Annotated in this window: 16 protein-coding genes and 1 pseudogene; 7 read left to right on the plus strand and 10 right to left on the minus strand. The window is 72.7% G+C overall.

The genetic code is table 11. The features are described from left to right. Positions 1 to 15: 15 nt before the first annotated feature. Positions 16 to 816 carry a bestrophin-like domain gene (locus ABEB09_RS32190; protein WP_345693441.1) on the minus strand — a complete coding sequence of 267 codons (801 nt, stop codon included), beginning with the start codon at positions 814 to 816 and terminating at the stop codon, positions 16 to 18. 284 nt (positions 817 to 1100) lie between these two features. Here ABEB09_RS32190 and ABEB09_RS32195 point away from each other — a divergent pair. The 4 genes and pseudogenes from ABEB09_RS32195 to ABEB09_RS32210 all read left to right on the plus strand — a co-directional run. Then, a pseudogene (locus ABEB09_RS32195) lies at positions 1101 to 1958 on the plus strand (chitosanase); the annotation flags it as partial. A gap of 48 nt (positions 1959 to 2006) precedes the next feature. Then, complete coding sequence (locus ABEB09_RS32200; RefSeq protein ID WP_345694159.1) at positions 2007 to 3233, plus strand: discoidin domain-containing protein; 1227 nt, start codon at positions 2007 to 2009, stop codon at positions 3231 to 3233. Between the two features lie 91 nt (positions 3234 to 3324). Beyond that, complete coding sequence (locus ABEB09_RS32205) at positions 3325 to 4608, plus strand: MFS transporter (RefSeq protein WP_345693442.1); 1284 nt, start codon at positions 3325 to 3327, stop codon at positions 4606 to 4608. Continuing rightward, a complete protein-coding gene (locus tag ABEB09_RS32210; protein ID WP_345693443.1) occupies positions 4605 to 5648 on the plus strand; it encodes a hypothetical protein in 1044 nt (347 codons plus the stop codon). Before ABEB09_RS32205 ends, ABEB09_RS32210 begins: the two co-directional genes overlap by 4 nt. Before the next feature lie 14 nt (positions 5649 to 5662). Here ABEB09_RS32210 and ABEB09_RS32215 read toward each other — a convergent pair whose 3' ends face one another. The 6 genes from ABEB09_RS32215 to ABEB09_RS32240 all read right to left on the minus strand — a co-directional run bounded on the left by ABEB09_RS32215 (position 5663) and on the right by ABEB09_RS32240 (position 12344). After that, positions 5663 to 7021: an SMI1/KNR4 family protein gene (locus tag ABEB09_RS32215; protein ID WP_345693444.1), complete on the minus strand. Its 1359-nt coding sequence runs from the start codon at positions 7019 to 7021 to the stop codon at positions 5663 to 5665. A gap of 214 nt (positions 7022 to 7235) precedes the next feature. Next, entirely contained in the window at positions 7236 to 8105 is an 870-nt protein-coding gene (locus ABEB09_RS32220; RefSeq protein WP_345693445.1) for a hypothetical protein, read from the minus strand. Between the two features lie 135 nt (positions 8106 to 8240). Next, on the minus strand, positions 8241 to 9389 hold the full coding sequence (locus tag ABEB09_RS32225) for a winged helix DNA-binding domain-containing protein (protein WP_345693446.1): 1149 nt from the start codon (positions 9387 to 9389) through the stop codon (positions 8241 to 8243). Between the two features lie 118 nt (positions 9390 to 9507). After that, positions 9508 to 10050 (minus strand): LppU/SCO3897 family protein, encoded by a 543-nt coding sequence (locus ABEB09_RS32230; RefSeq protein ID WP_345693447.1) that lies wholly within the window; start codon positions 10048 to 10050, stop codon positions 9508 to 9510. 132 nt (positions 10051 to 10182) lie between these two features. Next, a complete protein-coding gene (locus ABEB09_RS32235; protein ID WP_345693448.1) occupies positions 10183 to 11682 on the minus strand; it encodes a sensor histidine kinase in 1500 nt (499 codons plus the stop codon). Beyond that, on the minus strand, positions 11679 to 12344 hold the full coding sequence (locus ABEB09_RS32240) for a response regulator transcription factor (RefSeq protein ID WP_345693449.1): 666 nt from the start codon (positions 12342 to 12344) through the stop codon (positions 11679 to 11681). Before ABEB09_RS32240 ends, ABEB09_RS32235 begins: the two co-directional genes overlap by 4 nt. A gap of 135 nt (positions 12345 to 12479) precedes the next feature. Here ABEB09_RS32240 and ABEB09_RS32245 point away from each other — a divergent pair, with 135 nt between their 5' ends. Continuing rightward, a complete protein-coding gene (locus ABEB09_RS32245) occupies positions 12480 to 13178 on the plus strand; it encodes a PepSY domain-containing protein (RefSeq protein WP_345693450.1) in 699 nt (232 codons plus the stop codon). Between the two features lie 71 nt (positions 13179 to 13249). Here ABEB09_RS32245 and ABEB09_RS32250 read toward each other — a convergent pair whose 3' ends face one another. Both ABEB09_RS32250 and ABEB09_RS32255 read right to left on the minus strand, forming a co-directional pair. Beyond that, positions 13250 to 14002 (minus strand): hypothetical protein, encoded by a 753-nt coding sequence (locus ABEB09_RS32250; protein ID WP_345693451.1) that lies wholly within the window; start codon positions 14000 to 14002, stop codon positions 13250 to 13252. Positions 14003 to 14042: 40 nt separating this feature from the next. Further along, positions 14043 to 14645 carry a TetR/AcrR family transcriptional regulator gene (locus ABEB09_RS32255; RefSeq protein ID WP_345693452.1) on the minus strand — a complete coding sequence of 201 codons (603 nt, stop codon included), beginning with the start codon at positions 14643 to 14645 and terminating at the stop codon, positions 14043 to 14045. A 115-nt stretch (positions 14646 to 14760) separates the two neighbouring features. Between ABEB09_RS32255 and ABEB09_RS32260 the strand changes: the two genes are divergently transcribed. Then, the gene (locus tag ABEB09_RS32260; protein WP_345693453.1) at positions 14761 to 15648 is read left to right on the plus strand and encodes an NAD(P)-dependent oxidoreductase; all 888 of its coding nucleotides are present in this window, start codon (positions 14761 to 14763) and stop codon (positions 15646 to 15648) included. On the opposite strand, the gene ABEB09_RS32265 is transcribed toward ABEB09_RS32260, so the two are convergent. Then, positions 15645 to 16445 (minus strand): AraC family transcriptional regulator, encoded by an 801-nt coding sequence (locus ABEB09_RS32265; RefSeq protein ID WP_345693454.1) that lies wholly within the window; start codon positions 16443 to 16445, stop codon positions 15645 to 15647. The genes ABEB09_RS32260 and ABEB09_RS32265 overlap by 4 nt on opposite strands. Before the next feature lie 55 nt (positions 16446 to 16500). On the opposite strand from ABEB09_RS32265, the gene ABEB09_RS32270 reads away from it, so the two are divergent. Then, positions 16501 to 17676, plus strand: coding sequence for an MFS transporter (locus ABEB09_RS32270; protein ID WP_345693455.1), 1176 nt, complete (start codon positions 16501 to 16503; stop codon positions 17674 to 17676). Positions 17677 to 17741: the final 65 nt, after the last annotated feature.

The raw sequence follows: 17741 nt of genomic DNA on the forward strand, positions 1-17741 counted from the left end.
GCGGACCACCGGGGCCTACACCGACTGCGGCCGGCCGTCGTCGTCGCAGGGCAGCCGGCCCCGGCCGTAGGCCGCGACGAAGTCCTCGGTGATGTCCTCCTCGACCGTGTCGATGGCCGTGGTCGGCACCTCGATGACGCCGCTGAAGGGGCGGTCGACGTCCCTGATGACGAGCAGCACGCTGGTCAGCAGCGCGGTGATGGTGACCAGCCCCGCGGTGACCAGGGCGGTGTTCCTGCGGGGCAGGCACAGGGCGAGTGTGACGACGAGGCAGGCGAGCGCGGTCAGCATCAGCCAGTACACGGCACCGGGGATGGTGGGCGTGGACTCCGCGATGCGTGTCTGCCGTGCCTGGGACCGTTCCTTGTCGGCGGCGATGAGCAGCCCGAAGGACGAGTCCCCCGTGCCCATCCGCTTCAGTGCGGCACGGAAATCGGTGGTCCAGTGGCTGGGGCGGCCTGATCCGTGCCCCTGGGACATCGCCTTCCACTCGCCGGCTCGTACCGCGCGGGTGTAGCAGACGACGTCCGCCTGGATTCGCAGGCGCTGCGCCGCGGGTGCGAATTCGGCCACCTCGAACATGTGGTCCACCGCCCCCGCTTCCCGCCGTACCGCGTCATCGGCCTTGCCCTGCGAGGTGGACGCGGTGACCAGGACGAAGGCCAGCACGAACACGGTGAGCGTCTGCAGGGGGAGTACGAAGTCGCGCACGGTCAGCGACGGCGTCTCCTCCGCCTCCAGGCGGCCGCGCAGCAACCAGTGGCCGATCAGGCCCAGCATGAGGGCCAGCAGGACCACGACGATCGTGACGACCAACGGGAATCAGTCCCTCCGGGTGATGGAGGCTTCGATCATCACCGCGAACGTCGCATGTGGGGGCGGTGTGACACGGCAGTCGCGGTAGGCCACTCGAACGGCGGGCGGCGCGGGCCTGATCGCTGTCAAGTTTTCTGCTGTCACGGCCCTTGCGGGCAGCCGTCGGCCACCAATAGAAAGGAAAGGTTCCTAACAATGGCCTCCGGCCCCACCTTCGCCTGGGTGCCGTCGCCCGCTCATCCCGGGTGCGTCGACACCGGCCAGGCGAGAAAGCGGAGAATCACATGCCCCTGCCCCCTCTGCGACCCCCTTCGCCACCTGCCCGGCGCCCGCGCCGCCGACGCACGGCACTCCGGATCGTCCTGGCCCTGGCACTGGCCGCCGTGCCCACGGTGGTCGCCCTGAGCGTCGGTCAGGCCGTCGGTACGACGACCGGCACGCCGACGGCCGCGGCCGGACTGGACGATCCGGTGAAGAAGGAGATCGCCATGCGGCTCGTCTCCAGCGCCGAGAACTCGTCGCTGGACTGGCGGGACCAGTTCGACTACATCGAGGACATCGGCGACGGCCGCGGGTACACGGCGGGCATCGTCGGCTTCTGCTCCGGCACCCACGACATGCTCGAACTCGTCGAGCACTACACCGAACGGGTGCCGGACAACCCCCTCGCCCGCTACCTCCCCGCCCTGCGCGAGGTCGACGGCAGCGACTCGCACGAGGGCCTGGACCCCGGCTTCACCGGCGCGTGGGTGAAGGCCGCGCGGACGCCGGAGTTCCGGGCGGCGCAGGAACACGAGCGTGACCGCGTCTACTTCGACCCGGCCGTCGCCCGGGCCAAGCGGGACGGCCTGCGGGAGCTGGGCCAGTTCGCCTACTACGACGCCATGGTCATGCACGGCGCATCGGGCTTCGCTTCGATCCGGGACGCCGCCCGCGCCGACGCCGCCACGCCCGCGGACGGCGGGAACGAGACCGCGTACCTGCACGCGTTCCTCGACGCGCGCGTGGCCGAGATGAAGAAGGAGGCCGCGCACGAGGACACCAGCCGCGTCGACACCGCCCAGCGGGTCTTCCTCGACCAGGGAAACCTGCGCCTGAACACCCCGCTCACCTGGCACGTCTACGGCGACCGGTTCCACATCGCACGCGACCCCGACCCGGCCCCGCCGGCCCCCGGCAGCGAGCAGCTGATCTCCCGCAACAGGCCCGCCACCGCCTCGTCCGTCGAAACCCCGTCCCTCACCCCCGACAAGGCGGTCGACGGCACCCCCTCCACCCGCTGGGCCAGCGCCGAGGGATCCGACCCGCAGTGGCTGCGCATCGACCTGGGCGCCGGATCCACCGTCTCCCGCGTGAAGCTGACCTGGGAGGCCGCCCACGCGACCGCCTACCGGATCGAGATCTCGGCGGACGGGACCCACTGGACCCGCCTCGCCGCCGAGACGTCCGGCAACGGCGGCACCGACGAGTGGACCGGCCTGCGGGGCACCGGCCGCTACCTGCGGATGTACGGCACCGCCCGTGGCACCCCGTACGGCTACTCGCTCCACGAGGTCGAGGTCTACGGCACCACGGGCACCGGCCCCACCGACCCGCCCGGCCCCACCGGCGCGTTCACGGTCGTGGGCGCCGGTGACATCGCCGCCCAGTGCCACCGGACCGACCCCGGCTGCCAGCACTTCAAGACCGCCGCACGCGCCGAGGCCATCGACCCGGCGTTCTACATCACGATGGGCGACAACCAGTACGACGACGCCCACATCGAGGACTTCCGCACCTACTACGACAAGTCCTGGGGGCGCTTCAAGCACAAGACCCACCCCGTGCCCGGCAACCACGAGTCCTACGACGACTGGGAGAACAGGGACGAGAGGGCCTACCGGCAGTACTTCGGCAGCCGCGCCACCCCCCAGGGCAAGATGTGGTACTCGTACGACCACAACAACTGGCACTTCGTGGCGCTGAACTCCAACCGTTTCGACGAGAAGGAACAGCTCGACTGGCTCAGGGCCGATCTCGCCGCCAACGACAAGAAGTGCGTCGCCGCCTACTGGCACGAGCCGCTGTTCAGCTCCGGCAGCCACGGCAACGTCCCGGTCAGCAGGCCCGTGTGGGACCTCCTCGAAGCCGCCGGCGCCGAACTGGTCCTCAACGGCCACGACCACCACTACGAACGCTTCGCCCCGCAGACCGGCAGCGGCCGGGCCGATCCCGGGGGAATCGTCGAGATCCTCGGCGGCGCGGGCGGCAAGGACCTCTACGGCCCCGGTGACACGGTCCAGAAGAACAGCGTGAAGCGCATCTGGGACACGTTCGGCGTGGTGAAGCTCAACTTCACCGACACCGGCTTCCAGTCGCAGTTCGTCCGGACGGACGGGACCGTCCTCGACACCAGCCCCACCTACACCTGCCACTGACCGGCAGCAGCCATCCGCGCCCGGGGTGCTCCGCGTCCCGCCACGGAAACGGCGGAGCGCCCCGGGGGCGGCCACGCCCGAGGAGCCCCCCATGTACCTCGCCGCCGGCCGGTCGGGCCCGTCGCAGCCGCCCGGCCCGGGACCCGGCACCACCGCCCGGAGCGCCGCCCCGGCCGGCCGGGCCCGCGTCGCCTCCACGGTCGTCGCGCTCGGCGCCGTCAGCCTCGTCACCGACGTCTCGTCCGAGATGGTCACCGCCGTCCTCCCCCTCTACCTCGTCCTCGGACTGGGCCTCAGTCCCCTCCAGTTCGGCTTCCTCGACGGGCTGTACAACGGCCTCACCGCCTTCGTACGCCTCGCCGGCGGCCATGCCGCGGACCGCTGGCGGCGCCACAGACTCGTCGCCGGAGCCGGGTACGCCCTGTCCGCGCTCTCCCGGCTCGGCCTGCTGCTCGCGGGCGGCTCCACCCCCGCGCTGTCCGCGGCGCTCGCCGCGGACCGCGTCGGCAAGGGCGTACGCACCGCCCCGCGCGACGCGCTGATCACGCTCAACTGCGACGAACGGGACCTCGGCCGCGCCTTCGGTGTGCACCGTGCCATGGACACGACCGGCGCGCTGCTCGGCCCGCTCGTGGCGTTCGCCCTGCTGTGGGCGACGGCCGACGCGTACGACGCCGTGTTCGTCGTCAGCTTCTGCTGCGGCCTGCTCGGTGTCGTGGTGCTGTTCGCCTTCGTCCCCGGCCGTGACGCGGCCGCACCCGCCACAACGGCGCCCGGCACGGCGACGCCGAGATCCACCCTGCGCCTGCTGACCGTCCCCGCCTTCCGCCGGGTACTGGCGGCGGCCACCCTGCTGGGCCTGGTGTCCGTGGGCGACGCGTTCCTCCACCTCGTCCTGCAGAAGCGGCTCGACCTGGATCCCGCCTTCTTCCCCCTGCTCCCGCTGGGCAGCGCGGCCGTCTACCTGCTGCTCGCCGTGCCGGCCGGCCGGGCCGCCGACCGGACCGGCCGCCGCACCCCGTACCTCCTGGGGCACCTCGCCCTGCTCGGCGCCTACGTGTTGCTGCTCTCGCCGCTGGCGGGACTGCCCCTGCTCCTCGCCGTCCTGGTCCTGCACGGTGCGTACTACGCGGCCACGGACGGCGTGCTGATGGCCCTCGGCGGCCCGCTGATCCCCGACGGGCGGCGCGCCGGCGGGCTGGCGCTGCTGCAGTCCGGGCAGGCGCTCGGCCGTCTGCTGGCCTCCGTCCTGTTCGGTGCGGCATGGACGCTCTGGAGCATGCACACCGCCCTCACCCTGGCCGCCGCCGCGCTGGCCGCCGCGCTGTTCTGCGCCCGCCTCCTGCTTCCCGCCGCCCTCCCGGAGCCCCGATGACCACCACACCCTCCCCGCGCGCCCGCGTCACGGCTGTGGCCCTCGCCGCCGCACTGCTGGCCGCGGTCGCCGTCGTGTACACCGTCCGCGCCTCCGAACGGAACGCGCCCGCCGCGCCGGACGCCTCCGGCATCACCCTCACGACCACCCCCGGCCTGTATGTGCGGACGGACGCCGGCACGGTGTCGGTCGTGCCGACCGAGGGCGGACGGAAGGCGCCACGGACCGAAGACGGACGCGAGGCGACACGGACCGAGGACGCACGCGAGGCGACCGGTCTGGCGTGCCGGCGCTTCTACGCCGCGGGCGGGACCGCCGTCTGCCTCACCACCGTCCCGGGCATCCCGCCCCGGACCCAGGCCGTCGTCCTGGACAGCGCCCTGCGGCCGAAGCGCACGGTCACCTTCGGCGGCACGCCCAACCGGGCCCGCGTGTCCCCGTCCGGCCGCGTGATCTCCTGGACCGTCTTCGTCAGCGGCGACTCGTACGCCGGGTCCGCGTTCTCCACGCGCAGCGGCATCCTCGACACCAGGACCGGCTACCTCATCAAGAACATGGAAACCGTCCAGCTCTCGATCGACGGAAGGCGCTACAGCGCACCCGACGTCAACTACTGGGGCATCACGTTCAGCCGGGACGACAACCGCTTCTACGCGACCGTGTCCACCCGCGGCCGGACCTACCTGGTCGAGGGCGACCTGAAGAAGTGGACCGCGCGAGCCCTGCGGGAGAACGTCGAATGCCCCTCCCTGTCCCCTGACGGCACGCGCCTCGCCTACAAGAAGCGCGTCCGCACGGGCACCACGAGCCCCTGGCGCCTGCACGTCCTCGACCTGCGGACGATGCGCGACACACCCCTGGCCGAGGCCCGCAGCGTCGACGACCAGGCCGCGTGGCTGGACGACGCGACCCTCGCGTACGCCCTCCCGGGCGCGACCCGCGACGCGTCGGACGTCTGGTCGGTACGGGCGGACGGCACGGGCACACCGCGACTCGTCGCCCATGACGCGTCGTCACCCAGCATGGTGCCGCCCGCGTAGGCCACGGCCCCTCCTCACCCCACGTGGGCTTCCAGGACGGTGTGGGGGATGGGGGGCCGGTCCCACAGGGCGAGGAGTTCATCGGCCAGGGCCATGACGGGGAGGGGGTGCCGAGGGCCGCGCACCTCGATGGCGGCAGCCAGCAGGCCGCGCGGGACGGCTCCGGCGTCGAGGAGGACCCGCCACTCCTCCGGCCCGAGTTCCAGGAACTCCAGGCCGGTCAGCGCACCGATCTCCAGCGGGTCGGCGAGCGTGCCGGGGAAGGCGGTGAGGGTCCGCAGGCGGGGCAGCCCGGTGACGGGGGCGAGGCCGAGCGGCTCACCGTCCCACACGCCGATGCACAGGACCTCCAGGTCCGGGTGGCCGGCGGCCTCGACGCTGCCGAGGTCGTGGGCGTTGATCCGGGCCACGACCGGCGTCTCGTCCCCGCGACGGGTGCGGCGGCCCTTCCTGGGCCCCTTCGCGACCAGGTCGGTGAGGGAGTCGGCGCGCAGCTCGGCGCCGATGCGCTGCTCGTGGCCGAGCGTGATGATCTGGCCGGTGTGCCCGCGCGGGCCGGGGGTGAGGTCGACCGCGATCCGGTCGCCACCGCCGTTGTCGCCGAAGACGATCCAGCCGGGGGAGCCGACCAGCCCCTGCACCGCGGCGTCGGGCGGGGTGACGACCGCCGTCGTCGCCGCGTGCTGCCAGGGGGACGGCCGGGACGACGCGTCCGCCACGTACAGGCGGTCGAGCGGGAAGAGTTCGCAGCCGACCGCCCGGAAGACGCGCTCCGCCGCCTCGTAGCCGCCGCCCCAGTCCTGCCATCGGGCCCGCGTCACCCGGTAGAGCGCCTTGAGCTCGTCCGGCAACGCGACCCCGAGACGCGCCTCCGTGGCGGCGATCTCCTCCTCGGTGGCACCGATCGCGTCGGGGAGCCGCTTGCGCAGCGTCCGCTCCAGCCGCGCCGGATTCACCGACCGCGCCGGCCGCGCCCCCGGCACCGGATCGGGAAGACGGCGCCAGGGCTCGGGGACGGCGCCCTCGACCAGGACGATCGAACCCGGGTACGGGCCGATCCCGGGCGCCACGGCGGGGCTGGGGCCGAGCAGGTGGAGCACCGCCGCCCCGCTCGGCGATGCCTCCACGACGAACGAGATGCCGTCGGCACCGGCGTCCGCGAGCGCGCTCCGCACTCGCTGCACCGCGTCGTACTCGTGCTGCCTGTGGTCGACCCGCCCGGCCGGCCCGGGCCCCTGAAAGGGCACGCTCCACCCGTACGGCCCGATCCACCCCGCCACGTGGCCACCGGGCGCGGCAAGGCTCTCCGTGTTGCCCGCCACCAGGAGCCTCAGCAGCGGCTCCCACGTGGCGAGTTCATGTATCGAGGGCAACGGAAGGCCTCCGGCGGTTCCAGTGAGCGTGACGAACCCGATTATCGGGCACCCGGCTCCCCGCCCGATCCGTACAGCCGAGAGTCGGCACTCCACCCGCCGCCTTGGGCGAGGCGCTCGTCGCAGTAGCACTCCCCGGCGACGAGGACAGAGGTGTCGGTCTCGTCACTTCTCGCCACGTCTCGTCGGTGGGGGAGCGCACCGAACCCGCGCCTCAGGACCCGCCGCGGGTCTTCGTCAGCTCGTACAGGTGCCCCGCGTCCGGGTCCCCGATGTACTGGTACAGCGTGATCCGCTCCGCCGTGCCGCCCACGTTCCAGGCGGGCCACTGGCAGTCATGGACGGTGAGGTCGACCCGCTGCGTCCATGGGTTCTCTCCGGCGTCGAACGTCCAAGTGCCTTCACCGGTGCACTCGTTCACCACGATGTCGACGTTGGCGTCCATCCCGTGGTCGTCGACGCCGAAGGCCGTGACCCTGCCGTCCGGGGCGACGGTCAGGGTTCCGCCCCTTCCGTCGGACCAGGTCCCCACCAGCGCCGCCGGAGTGATCGTCGGCGGGCGGTACTCCTCGAGCAGGCCCGTGTGGAGGGCGATGCCCCCGAGGGTGCCCGCACAGGCCACGACCAACGTGCCCCACAGCGCGAGCGAGCCGAACAGTCCGCGTCGACGCAGTCGGCTGAACCAGATCGGGGCGGTGAGCGACGCGGTCACCACGAGCCAGGACTTGACGGCGACGCCCCAGTCCGCGGCGTCGGACAGGACGACACCTGCGACCACCGGTACGAGGGCCGCCGTCGCCGCTGCCGGCGGTACCCACCACCACGCCTCACGGCCACCGAACCGACGCCCCAGCGCCTCGCTCAGCCATACCGCGGGAAGCACGAGCGCCAGCGAGACAGCGGCTCCTGCGAAGGCACCGACCACCGCGAGGAGGGGCAGCGCGAGGGCGTAGGTGCCGCCCGCGTTCGGTGACTCCTGGGTGAACCCGTACACCACGGCCACGACTAGCGCGAGCGCTGCTTCCAGGAACAGCACCAGCATCGAGATCAGCAGCGCCCGTCCCCAGGAGCGTTTCGGTTCCACAGCCCAAGCCCCCCTGCGGTGCGGCACGTCGACACGGGTCGCCCGGCGGGCGATCGCGGCAGTGCTCATACTGCCAGGGGAATTGAACGCGTTCAACGCGAGCTTGCCCACAGCCGCAAGGCGGTCAGTGCGGAACTACCTCCCAGCTCCGGGGAGCAGCCGCACCTCCGCCGCCGGCAGCTTCGCCCACCAGTTGTGGTGGCGGCTGTAGACCGTGGGCTCGCGGTCGGCCAGGAGGGCCGTCAGGGACTCGGCCTCCGCGGCGAGGCCGTCCCACGCGGCCGGCGGGAGCGGGTGGAAGGCGGTGGCCTCGATGCCTCCCTCCACCGGGCGCCATACGCCCGCGACATACCCGTCCACAAGTAGGGTGGGCAGCACGTCGCCGTTGTTCCGTATCACGAGCCGGCGGTAGTCCGGCGGCACCACTCGGCTGCGGTCGGCCCAGGCCAGCAGCGTGCTGTCCCACATCGCCATCAGCCGGGGCGGCGCAGGCGTGTCGGCGGGCGGCCGTGAAGCACCCGGGAGGTCGAACAGCGTGACGCCGTCCGGCCCCCGCAGCTGCTCGACGGCGCCGTCCAGCGCCCGCAGCGCCTCGCGGACGGGTGCCCTCGGCACCATGGCGAACTGGGCCACGTCCGCCACCGACGCCGGCCCGAACCCCGACAGATAGCGCAGAATCAGCGTCCGCAGCGCCTCCGCGTCCACCGCCCGCCCCGTGAACACGCGCCCTGTGCCGGCCGCGACGAAGGACGGCCGCACCCCGAACGACCACGGCGCGGCCGTCGGCGCGTGGTGCAGCGGCGCGTACGCCTTCAGCCCCCACCACGCCCCGTCCTTCCTCTCCGCGCCGAGCCGCTCCTCCACCCACGCCTGCATCTCCGCCGACGTCCGCGGCCGGTCGGCGAAGGCCAGCAGCTCCGGCACCAGCTCATCGGCGTCCGCGGGCGTCAGTCCCGCGGCGGCGAAGCGGTGGCCGAGCCGCGAGCCGTACAGCGTCGGCTGCATCGCGGCCCGGAAGGCCGCGTAGTCCTCGGCGTGCACGGCGTGCAGGGTGATCCGCATCAGGGTCGCCTTGACCACCGCACGCCGGGCGAAGGCGGCGTCCAGCTCCTCAGGGGTGAAGCCGGCGAGCCGGTTCCACAGCGCGATGTACGGCGAGGCCGGGTGCTGCGCCTGGAGCGCGACCACACGCCGCACCCCGTCGGGGATGGTCAGCGACTCCCGTCGCAGCAGCGACTGACGGCTGAGAGCGGCTCGGTTGAGTTCGCGCGCGGTGATCTTCACAGGGCGGGATTCTGCCGTGGGCCGTCCCCCGCCGCCAGCGCCCTACGCGTGTACGGGAACGGCCGCCGTCCCGTTGTCGCGGACGGCGGCCGGAAGCCGAGCCGGAGGGGCGGGCCGGTCAGACCTTGGTGAAGCACAACGTGTAGTCGGCGCCCCGGCGGCTCGAGTACTCGATGCCGTAGTCGTACTCCGACCCGCACTGCCGGTCGGGGCCGTACAGCCTGTCCCCCGTCTTGTACTCGGCCTCGGGCGAGCCGCAGTCGACGATCGTCGGCAGGGGCTTGCCGTCGGGGTCGTCGACCTTGACGCAGTCGCCGATGTTCGGGTCGTGCGTCTTGTTCTCCTCGGCCTGCGCGGACTGCGAGGCCTCCGCCTTCGCCTTGCCGCCGGTGGGACTGGTGTTGTAGTCCCAGACGTAGTACGCCAAGCCGCCGAACACCGCCAGGACGACGACGGCGGCCTTCAGGCCCCGCAACAGACCGCCCGGCTGCGGCTGCTGCGGCCCGCGCGGCGGCTGCGGCGGATGGGGCTGCTGCTGGTATCCGTACGGCTGCGGGTGCCCGTACTGCTGCGGCTGCTGTCCGTAGGGCTGCGGGTGCCCGTACGACTGCGGCTGCCCGTACGGAGGTTGGTTCTGGTAGTGCGGTGGTGGTGTGGACACGCCTGGGGGACCCTCGTAGGTGAGTGAACGAGCGGGGATCAACGCATTGTTGACATGCACAGGCTATCGGCCGGGTGCCCGGCACCGCCGACCGGCCGGGTCGCCACCCGCGTCGCCACCGGGCGCGCGGGCTCAGCGGGACGGCTCCTGCGGGCGGTCCGCCCTCGGGAGGGAGAGGACGAAACGGGCGCCCCCGCCCGCGGCCGTACCGACGGCGAGCGTGCCGCCGTGCCGGTGCGCCACGTCCCGGGCGATGGCCAGGCCCAGTCCGGCGCCCCCCTCGTCGCGGCTGCGGGCGTCGTCCAGCCGTACGAACCGCTCGAAGATCCGCTCGCGGTCCGCGTACGGCACACCCGCCCCGTCGTCGGACACGGCGACCTCGACACGATCTCCGGTGGCACCGACCGACGCGGTGACGGAACGGACGGCATGCCGCTGGGCGTTGTCCACGAGGTTGCCGACGACCCTGCGCAGATGGCCGGGCGACCCCGTCACGCCGTGCCCGTCACCTCGTACCCGGACGGCGACGGGGATCCGGTCGCCGTGACGGTGAGCCATCTCGTCCCGCACCAGCTCCGCCAGGTCGACGTGCCTGCCCGCGGGCCGTTCCCCCGCGTCCAAGCGGGCCAGCAGGAGCAGGTCGGCGGCGAGCTGCTGGAGCCGCTCCGTGTCCTGGACGGCGCCTGCGAGGTCCAGCAGGTCGGGGTGGGCCGCGCCGACCTCCAGCTGCGTGCGCAGCGACGCGATCGGACTGCGCAGTTCGTGCGAGGCGTCCGCGACGAACCGCCGCTGCCGCTCGACCGAGGCTTCAAGAGCCGCCAGCGTCTCGTTCGTCGTCCGCGCGAGGCGCGCGACCTCGTCCCGCGAACCGGGTTCGGGGACGCGGCGTGAGAGGTCCTCGGACGCGGTGATGGCGGCCATCTCCCTCCGGATCGCCTCGACGGGCCGCAGCGCGCGGCGGGTGACCAGCCAGGTCACCGAGCCGACCACCGCGAGCAGCAGGGGCAGACCGGCGAGCATCGCGGTGCGCACGGTGCTCACCGCGTCCCGCTCGGTCGCGAGCGGAGCGCCCGCGTGGACGGTGTACTCGCGTGCCGTGCCGCTGGGAGTCACCTTCACGGCGGCGAAGCGGTAGTCCGCCCTCCGCCCGTCGACGGTGGCGGTGCCGGACGTGAAGTCCGGGCGGTCGTTGGAGACTTCGCCCGGGGTCGGGGTGGTGTCGTCCCCGTCGGTGCCCTCGCTCCTGCCGTCGGCGTCGGCGGCGTCGTCGTCGTCCGAGGGCGAGGGCGGGGCCGAGGGGGCGGGCGAGGCCGCGCCGGCCGGGGAGGGTGCGACCGCCGTGCTCGATGTGCCGGAGATCGCCTCCAGACCCTCGCTGACGGCGACGACGCGGCCCCCGTCGTCGACGACCTGCACCGGGCGCTGGTCCTCGTCGGGGAGTTCCAGGCGGTTCGGCGGCCGGCCCACGGCGATCTGCGAGGCTACCTCCCGTGCGGTGATCTCGGCCTGCAGACCGGCCTGTTCGAGCAGGTTCGCGCGGAGCACCAGCAGCAGGGCGGCGCCGGCCGCGACCAGCGCGACCGCCACCACGAGCGTGGCCCCGAGCGCCGCCCGGGCGCGGACCGATCTCATGGCGTCGCGACCAGCCGGTAGCCGGCCCCGCGCACGGTCTGGATGCGCCGCGCGCCGAGCTTGCGGCGCAGGGCGGAGACGTAGACCTCGACGATGTTGGGGTCGCCCTCGTAGGCGAAGTCCCACACGTGCTCAAGGATCTCCGGCTTGCCGACGACCTCGCCGGCGCGCACGGCCAGCTGTTCCAGCACGGCGAACTCCTTCGCGGCCAGGGACACTTCGTCGTCGCCGCAGAACACTCGGCGGGTCGCGGTGTCGACCCGCAGGTCCCCGACGGTGTGCACGGGCGCGGCCCCCGCACGGCCGCGGCGGCGCAGCAGCGCCTTGACCCGGGCGACGAGCACCACGTACGAGAACGGCTTGGTCAGGTAGTCGTCGGCGCCGGTGTCGAGGCCCTCGGCCTCGTCGTACTCGCCGTCCTTGGCCGTGAGCATGAGGATCGGTACGTCGTTCCCGGTCGCGCGCAGCGCCGCGCAGACGCGGTAGCCGTTCATGCCGGGCAGCATGATGTCGAGGATCAGCAGGTCGTACGTGCCCTCGGAGGCGCGGTGCAGGCCCTCCCGCCCGTCGTGGACGACGTCCACGGCGTAGCCCTCGGCCCTCAGCCCTCCGGCCAGGGACGCCGCCAGCCGCTTCTCGTCCTCCACGATCAACAACCTCATGTGCCCCAGCGTGGCAGACCGAACCTGAAGAGCCCTTCAGGTGGCTTCAGGCCGGCTTCAGCGTGTGGTGGCCAGAGTGGTCCCCGTCATCGAGGAACGGCACGCATCCGGTGCCGGGTCACGGAGGAGAAACCCATGAAGCGCAATCCGGTCATCGCCACGCTCACGGCGGCCGTGCTGGTCGGCGGCGGAACGTACACGGCGGTCGCCGTGTCTGCCGCCGACGCGACCCCGTCCCTGCGGACGGCGGCGGACGTGGTCCGGAGCGACGACGACGAGGCGGACGACCGGGACGACGCCCGGGTGGACCACCGGGACGACGCCCGGGCGGACGACAGGGCCGCCGCCGCAGGCTCCGTCAGCGCCGCACAGGCGATCGCCGCCGCGCTGAAGGCCTCCCCGGGCGTGGTGGCCTCGGCGGAGCTGGACGACGACGGCGGCCACTGGGACGTCGAGGTGCTGGGCAAGGGCGACCGGACGCACCACCTGACCGTCGACTCATCGAAGGCGACGGTGAGCCACGAGGCGGACGACGACGCCGACGACGCGGAGGACCGGGCGGAGAGCGCCGCGCTGCGCTCGGCACGGGTGACCGCCGCCCAGGCGGCGGCCACGGCGCTGAGCGGCCACTCCGGCGCCACGGTGACGTCGGTGGACTTCGACGACGACGGCACCTGGGAGGTCGAGCTGCGCAACGCCGACGGCTCGAAGAAGGAAACAAGGGCCGACGCCAAGGCCCAGCGTCCGGCCGCGTCGAACAAGGCGCCCGACACGGCACGCTCCTCGCACCACACGCCCGGCGACGACGACGCCGACGACCGGACGGACGACTGACCGCGCGCCCCTTTCCCGCGCCATTCGCCGGCACCGGCGCACGCGCGCCATCCGCACGGTCGGTCCACGACTCAGGAGCAGGAGCGAACCGCGTCGTCCCAGGCGCCGGGGCTGCGGTGGTGGTTCTTGTGCCCCGAGGCAAGTACGTGGCGCAGCTCCGCGAGGTGCTGGGTGTTCGTGGGCAGATCCAACTGGTCGAGGAGGGCCAGTGCGGCTGCCGGCTCCAGGTCGCCGTAGACGTCGTGGAAGCTCCCCCGCAGGCCGCGGAAGAGGGCCGGGTGCAGGGCGGGGAGCCGCGCGGCGGTGCGGTACGTCGGCTCCTTCACGGGCCAGCGCACCGGGCCCGAGCACTCGAGAACCCGACGGGCTCGGCGGAGCAGGCCTTCCGATCGATCCGCCACCACTCGGTCGATGTCGTGACCGAGTACCTCGGCGAAGGCCGTCGCGGAAGTGGTGTGGTCCTCGAACCAGTCGACCCACAGCGAGTAGGTGACGGCCTCGACGTCCCGGTCCGCCTCCAACCGCTGACGGTAGCCGTCCCACAGCACGTCGGCCGGCAGGGGACCCTCCGCGCCCTCGTCCGCGAACCGGATCTCGCACGTGACCCAGTATTCGTCGAGGAGGTCCAGCAGCCCGAAGGCCAACCGCACCTGGTCGGCCGCGTCCAGGTCTTCGGCGAACACGTCGCCGGCCCAGGAATGCGCGACTTGGTTCGCCGTGAGCAGCTCGTCGGGCCTCTCGTCGCTGACCCACCCGTCGCGCACCTGGCTGATGCCCTGATCAGCCAGCCAGCGTCGCGCCGCTTCCGCAGCCTGCATCTCCATTCGGGAAGTATGAGGACTCGCGATGTCCGAACGAAACGGCCTAGCCGTACGAGCGGATCAGGCGGGCCAGTTGGCGGCCCGTCGTTCGGAGGGGGGCCTCGCTGCGGTTGACCTGGGCGGTGACCTCCGCGCCCTCCAGGGCGCCGATGACCGTGGTCGCCAGTTCCCGCGCGTCGTCGGTGCCGAAGCCGCAGCGCAGCAGCTTCTCGTGGACGATCAGCTCCCAGTCGCGCAGCGCCTCCGCGCACACCTGCTGGATCTTCGTGTCGGTGCCGAGCGTCTCCAGCGCCGCCGCCGTGACGGGGCATCCGTCCACCCACCCCGACGCGTGCAGCTCCGTCGCCAGACGCGCGGCGCACGCCTCCACCGCGGCCGCCGGGTCCTCCTCGCCGCCCAGCGCCTCCCGCAGGAACCCCGCGAACTCCTCGCTGCTGTGCCGGAGTGCCGCGACGGCCACGGCCTCCTTGCCGCCCGGGAAGAAGTGGTAGACGGAGCCGAGGGTCGCCTGCGCATCCTGGGCGATCTGCTTGATGCCCGTGCCGACGTACCCCTGGCGCTGGATGAGGCGCGCGGCGGTGGTCACGATCCGGTCCCGCGTACCGGGAGAGGAGGACGGGCTGTTGGCTGCGGCGGCGGTCTGCATGGAGCAGATCGTACCGAGGAAATGAGTAGAGCGTTCGTTCTAGACCTGTGCTACGGTCTCGTCATCGCTCTGGATAGAGCGTTCGTTCTAGTGATGTCCCGGAGAGGTGGATCCCTTGAGCACGACCTCAGCCAACGCCCCCGTCACCGTCATCGGCCTGGGCCCCATGGGCCGCGCCATGGCCGCCGCGTTCCTCGACCGCGGCCACGCCGTCACCGTCTGGAACCGCACGCCGTCCCGCGCCGACGACCTCGTCCGGCGCGGCGCCCGCCTCGCGCCCACCGTCGAAGAGGCGCTCGGCGCAGCCGAGTTGGTGGTCCTGAGCCTGACGGACTACGACGCCGTCTACGCCGTACTGGGCGAGGCCCCTCCGGCCGCCCTGAAGGGCCGCGTCCTCGTGAACCTGACCTCCGACACCCCCGACAAGGCCCGCACCGCGGCCGCCTGGGCCGCCGAGCGCGGCGCCACACAGCTCACCGGCGGCGTCCTGACCCCGCCCTCGGGCATCGGCGACGCCGCCTCCACGACCCTGTACAGCGGCCCGCGCGAGGTCTTCGACGCCCACCGCGCCACCCTGGAGGTGCTCACGACCCCCGACCACCGCGGCGAGGACCCCGGCCTCGCTGCGCTCCTCTACCAGCTCAACATGGTCATGTTCTGGACGGCCCTCACCAGTTACTGGCAGGCCGTCGCCATGGCGGGCGCCCACGGTCTGAAGGCCGCCGACATCCTGCCGCTCGCCGTCGACGCCCTGAACCTCCGTCAGTTCCTGGAGTTCTACACGCCCCGCGTCGACGCCGGCGACCACGGGGGCGACGTCGACCGCCTCGCGATGGGCCTCGCGAGCACCGAACACGTCCTGCACACCGCCGCGGACGCGGGCGTCGACACCGCCCTGCCCGCCGCCGTCGCCGCTGTCTTCCGGCGCGGCATGGACGCCGGCCACGCCGCGGACAGCTCCTCCAGCCTGGTGGAGGTCCTGAAGAAGCCCGAAACCGCCTAGTGCCTCCGCCCGCCGAACGATCTCGGCGGCTCGCACGCCGGCCGGATCCCGCGTCGGGTGGCGGGGCGGGATCCGGGGGTGTGACCGAAGGTGCGGCGGAAGACGTCGATGAAGGTGCTGGCGGATGACCAGCCGCACCGGTGGGCGACGGTGGTGACGGGGGTGTCGTCGGCCAGGAGGATCAGGGCGTGGTGGAGTCTGATCTGGGTGCGCCACTGGGGGTAGGTGAGGCCGAGGTCGTCGCGGAGGCGGCGGGAGAGGGTGCGGGTGCTGGCGCCGATCCGGCGTCCGAGATCGTCGAGGGAGCGGTTGTCGGCCGGGTCGGCGCGCAGGATGTCGTGCAGTTCCCGGAGCAGCGGGTCGGTGGGGGTCGGTAGGTGCAGGGGCTGCTCCGGGGAGATCTCGAGCTGGTCGAGCATGACGGCGCGCAGGCGGAGGTGGCGCGGGCTGTCGTTCTCGGGGTCGCGTGTGTAGGCGACGATCAGTTCGCGCAGGAGGGGGCTGACGGCGAGGACGGCCGGTTCGTCGAAGCCGAGGGGGTTTTCCGTGGCGGGCAGGCCGACGAGGTGGAGGTCGAGTTCGCCGTGGGCCTGATGCTGGTGGACGGTGCCGGCGGGGATCCAGATCGCGCGCGTGGCGGGGGCGACCCAGGTGCCGGCGTCGGTGGTCACCGAGATGGTGCCCTGGCTGGCGTAGGCGATCTGGTGGTCGTCATGGCGGTGCGCGTCGATCTCACCACCGGACGCGAGACGTTGAGTCCGGGTCGGCGCGACGGGGGTGTGGCGGATTTTCTGCATCGCGTGGCAATCTATCGAAAGCGGGACACCGGGTGCTTCTCCCAGCATGGGGCGGGTGCGAAGGAATACATCGATCTCCCTGCTGGCCCTGGGGCATGCCTGCGTCGACATCTACCAGGGCGCTGTCGCGGCGCTGATCCCGTTCTTCGTGGCCGAACGGGACTATGGCTACGCCGTGGCCTCGGGCATCGTGCTGGCCGCGTCTCTGCTGTCGTCGGTGGCCCAACCGGTGTTCGGCGCGCTCACCGACCGGTGGGCCCTGCCGTGGCTGCTGCCGGTCAGCACTCTGCTGGGCGGCGTGGGCATCGCGCTGAGCGGCCTGAGCGGCTCCTACGGGCTCACTCTGCTCTTCGTCGCGGTCTCCGGGATCGGGGTGGCCGCCTACCACCCGGAGGCCGCCCGCGTGGCCCGGCTGGCCAGTCGGGGCAGCCACAGCGCGATGAGCTGGTTCTCCCTCGGCGGCAACATCGGCTTCGCGCTCGCCCCGATCATGGTGTCGGCCGCGATCGGACACGGCTCGCTGCGCTGGACACCGCTTCTGGTCCTCCCCGCGCTCGTCGGCGCCGCCCTGTGCGTGCCCGTGCTCCGGACGCTCGCCCGGCCTCAGGCCGACGCCTCCAGGACTTCCACGAGTCGGGGCGCCGACGACGTGGCCTCGTTCGTGAAGCTGTCCCTGGCGGTCGTCTTCCGCTCCATCGTCTTCACCGGCCTGAGCACCTTCATCTCCCTCTACGCGCAGCAGCGCATGCAGGGCAGCACCATCGCGGGCACCGTCGCGCTGTTCCTGCTGTTCCTGGGCGGCGCGGTCGGCTCGGTCCTCGGCGGGTCCCTGGCCGATCGCTACGACCGCATCCGCGTCTCCCGCTGGTCCTACCTGCTCTCGATCGCCGCCGTCACCGGAGTGGTCTGCACGCCAGGCCCGGCCATGTTCCTCTTCGTGGCCCTCACCTCGGCCGGCCTGTATGTCCCCTTCTCCCTCCAGGTCACCCTCGGCCAGGACTACCTGCCCTCCCGCATCGGCACCGCCAGCGGCGTCACCCTCGGCCTCACCGTCAGCATCGGCGGCCTCGTCAGCCCCCTTCTGGGACACCTGGCCGACGCCACCTCCCTGCAGACGGCCCTCGCCCCCCTGATCGCCATGCCCGCCCTGAGCTGGCTGCTCCTCCGCACCCTGCCCGAACCCGCCGTCCACAAGCCCCAGCACGCCGCACCCGCACGACAAGACGCGTAGACCTGCACGGACTCATCTTCTGGTTCCGCGAGCTCCACCAAGATCCTCGGTGAGACAGGCCCAAG

It is taken from the genome of Streptomyces coeruleoprunus, assembly GCF_039542925.1.
GTDB lineage: Bacteria > Actinomycetota > Actinomycetes > Streptomycetales > Streptomycetaceae > Streptomyces > Streptomyces coeruleoprunus.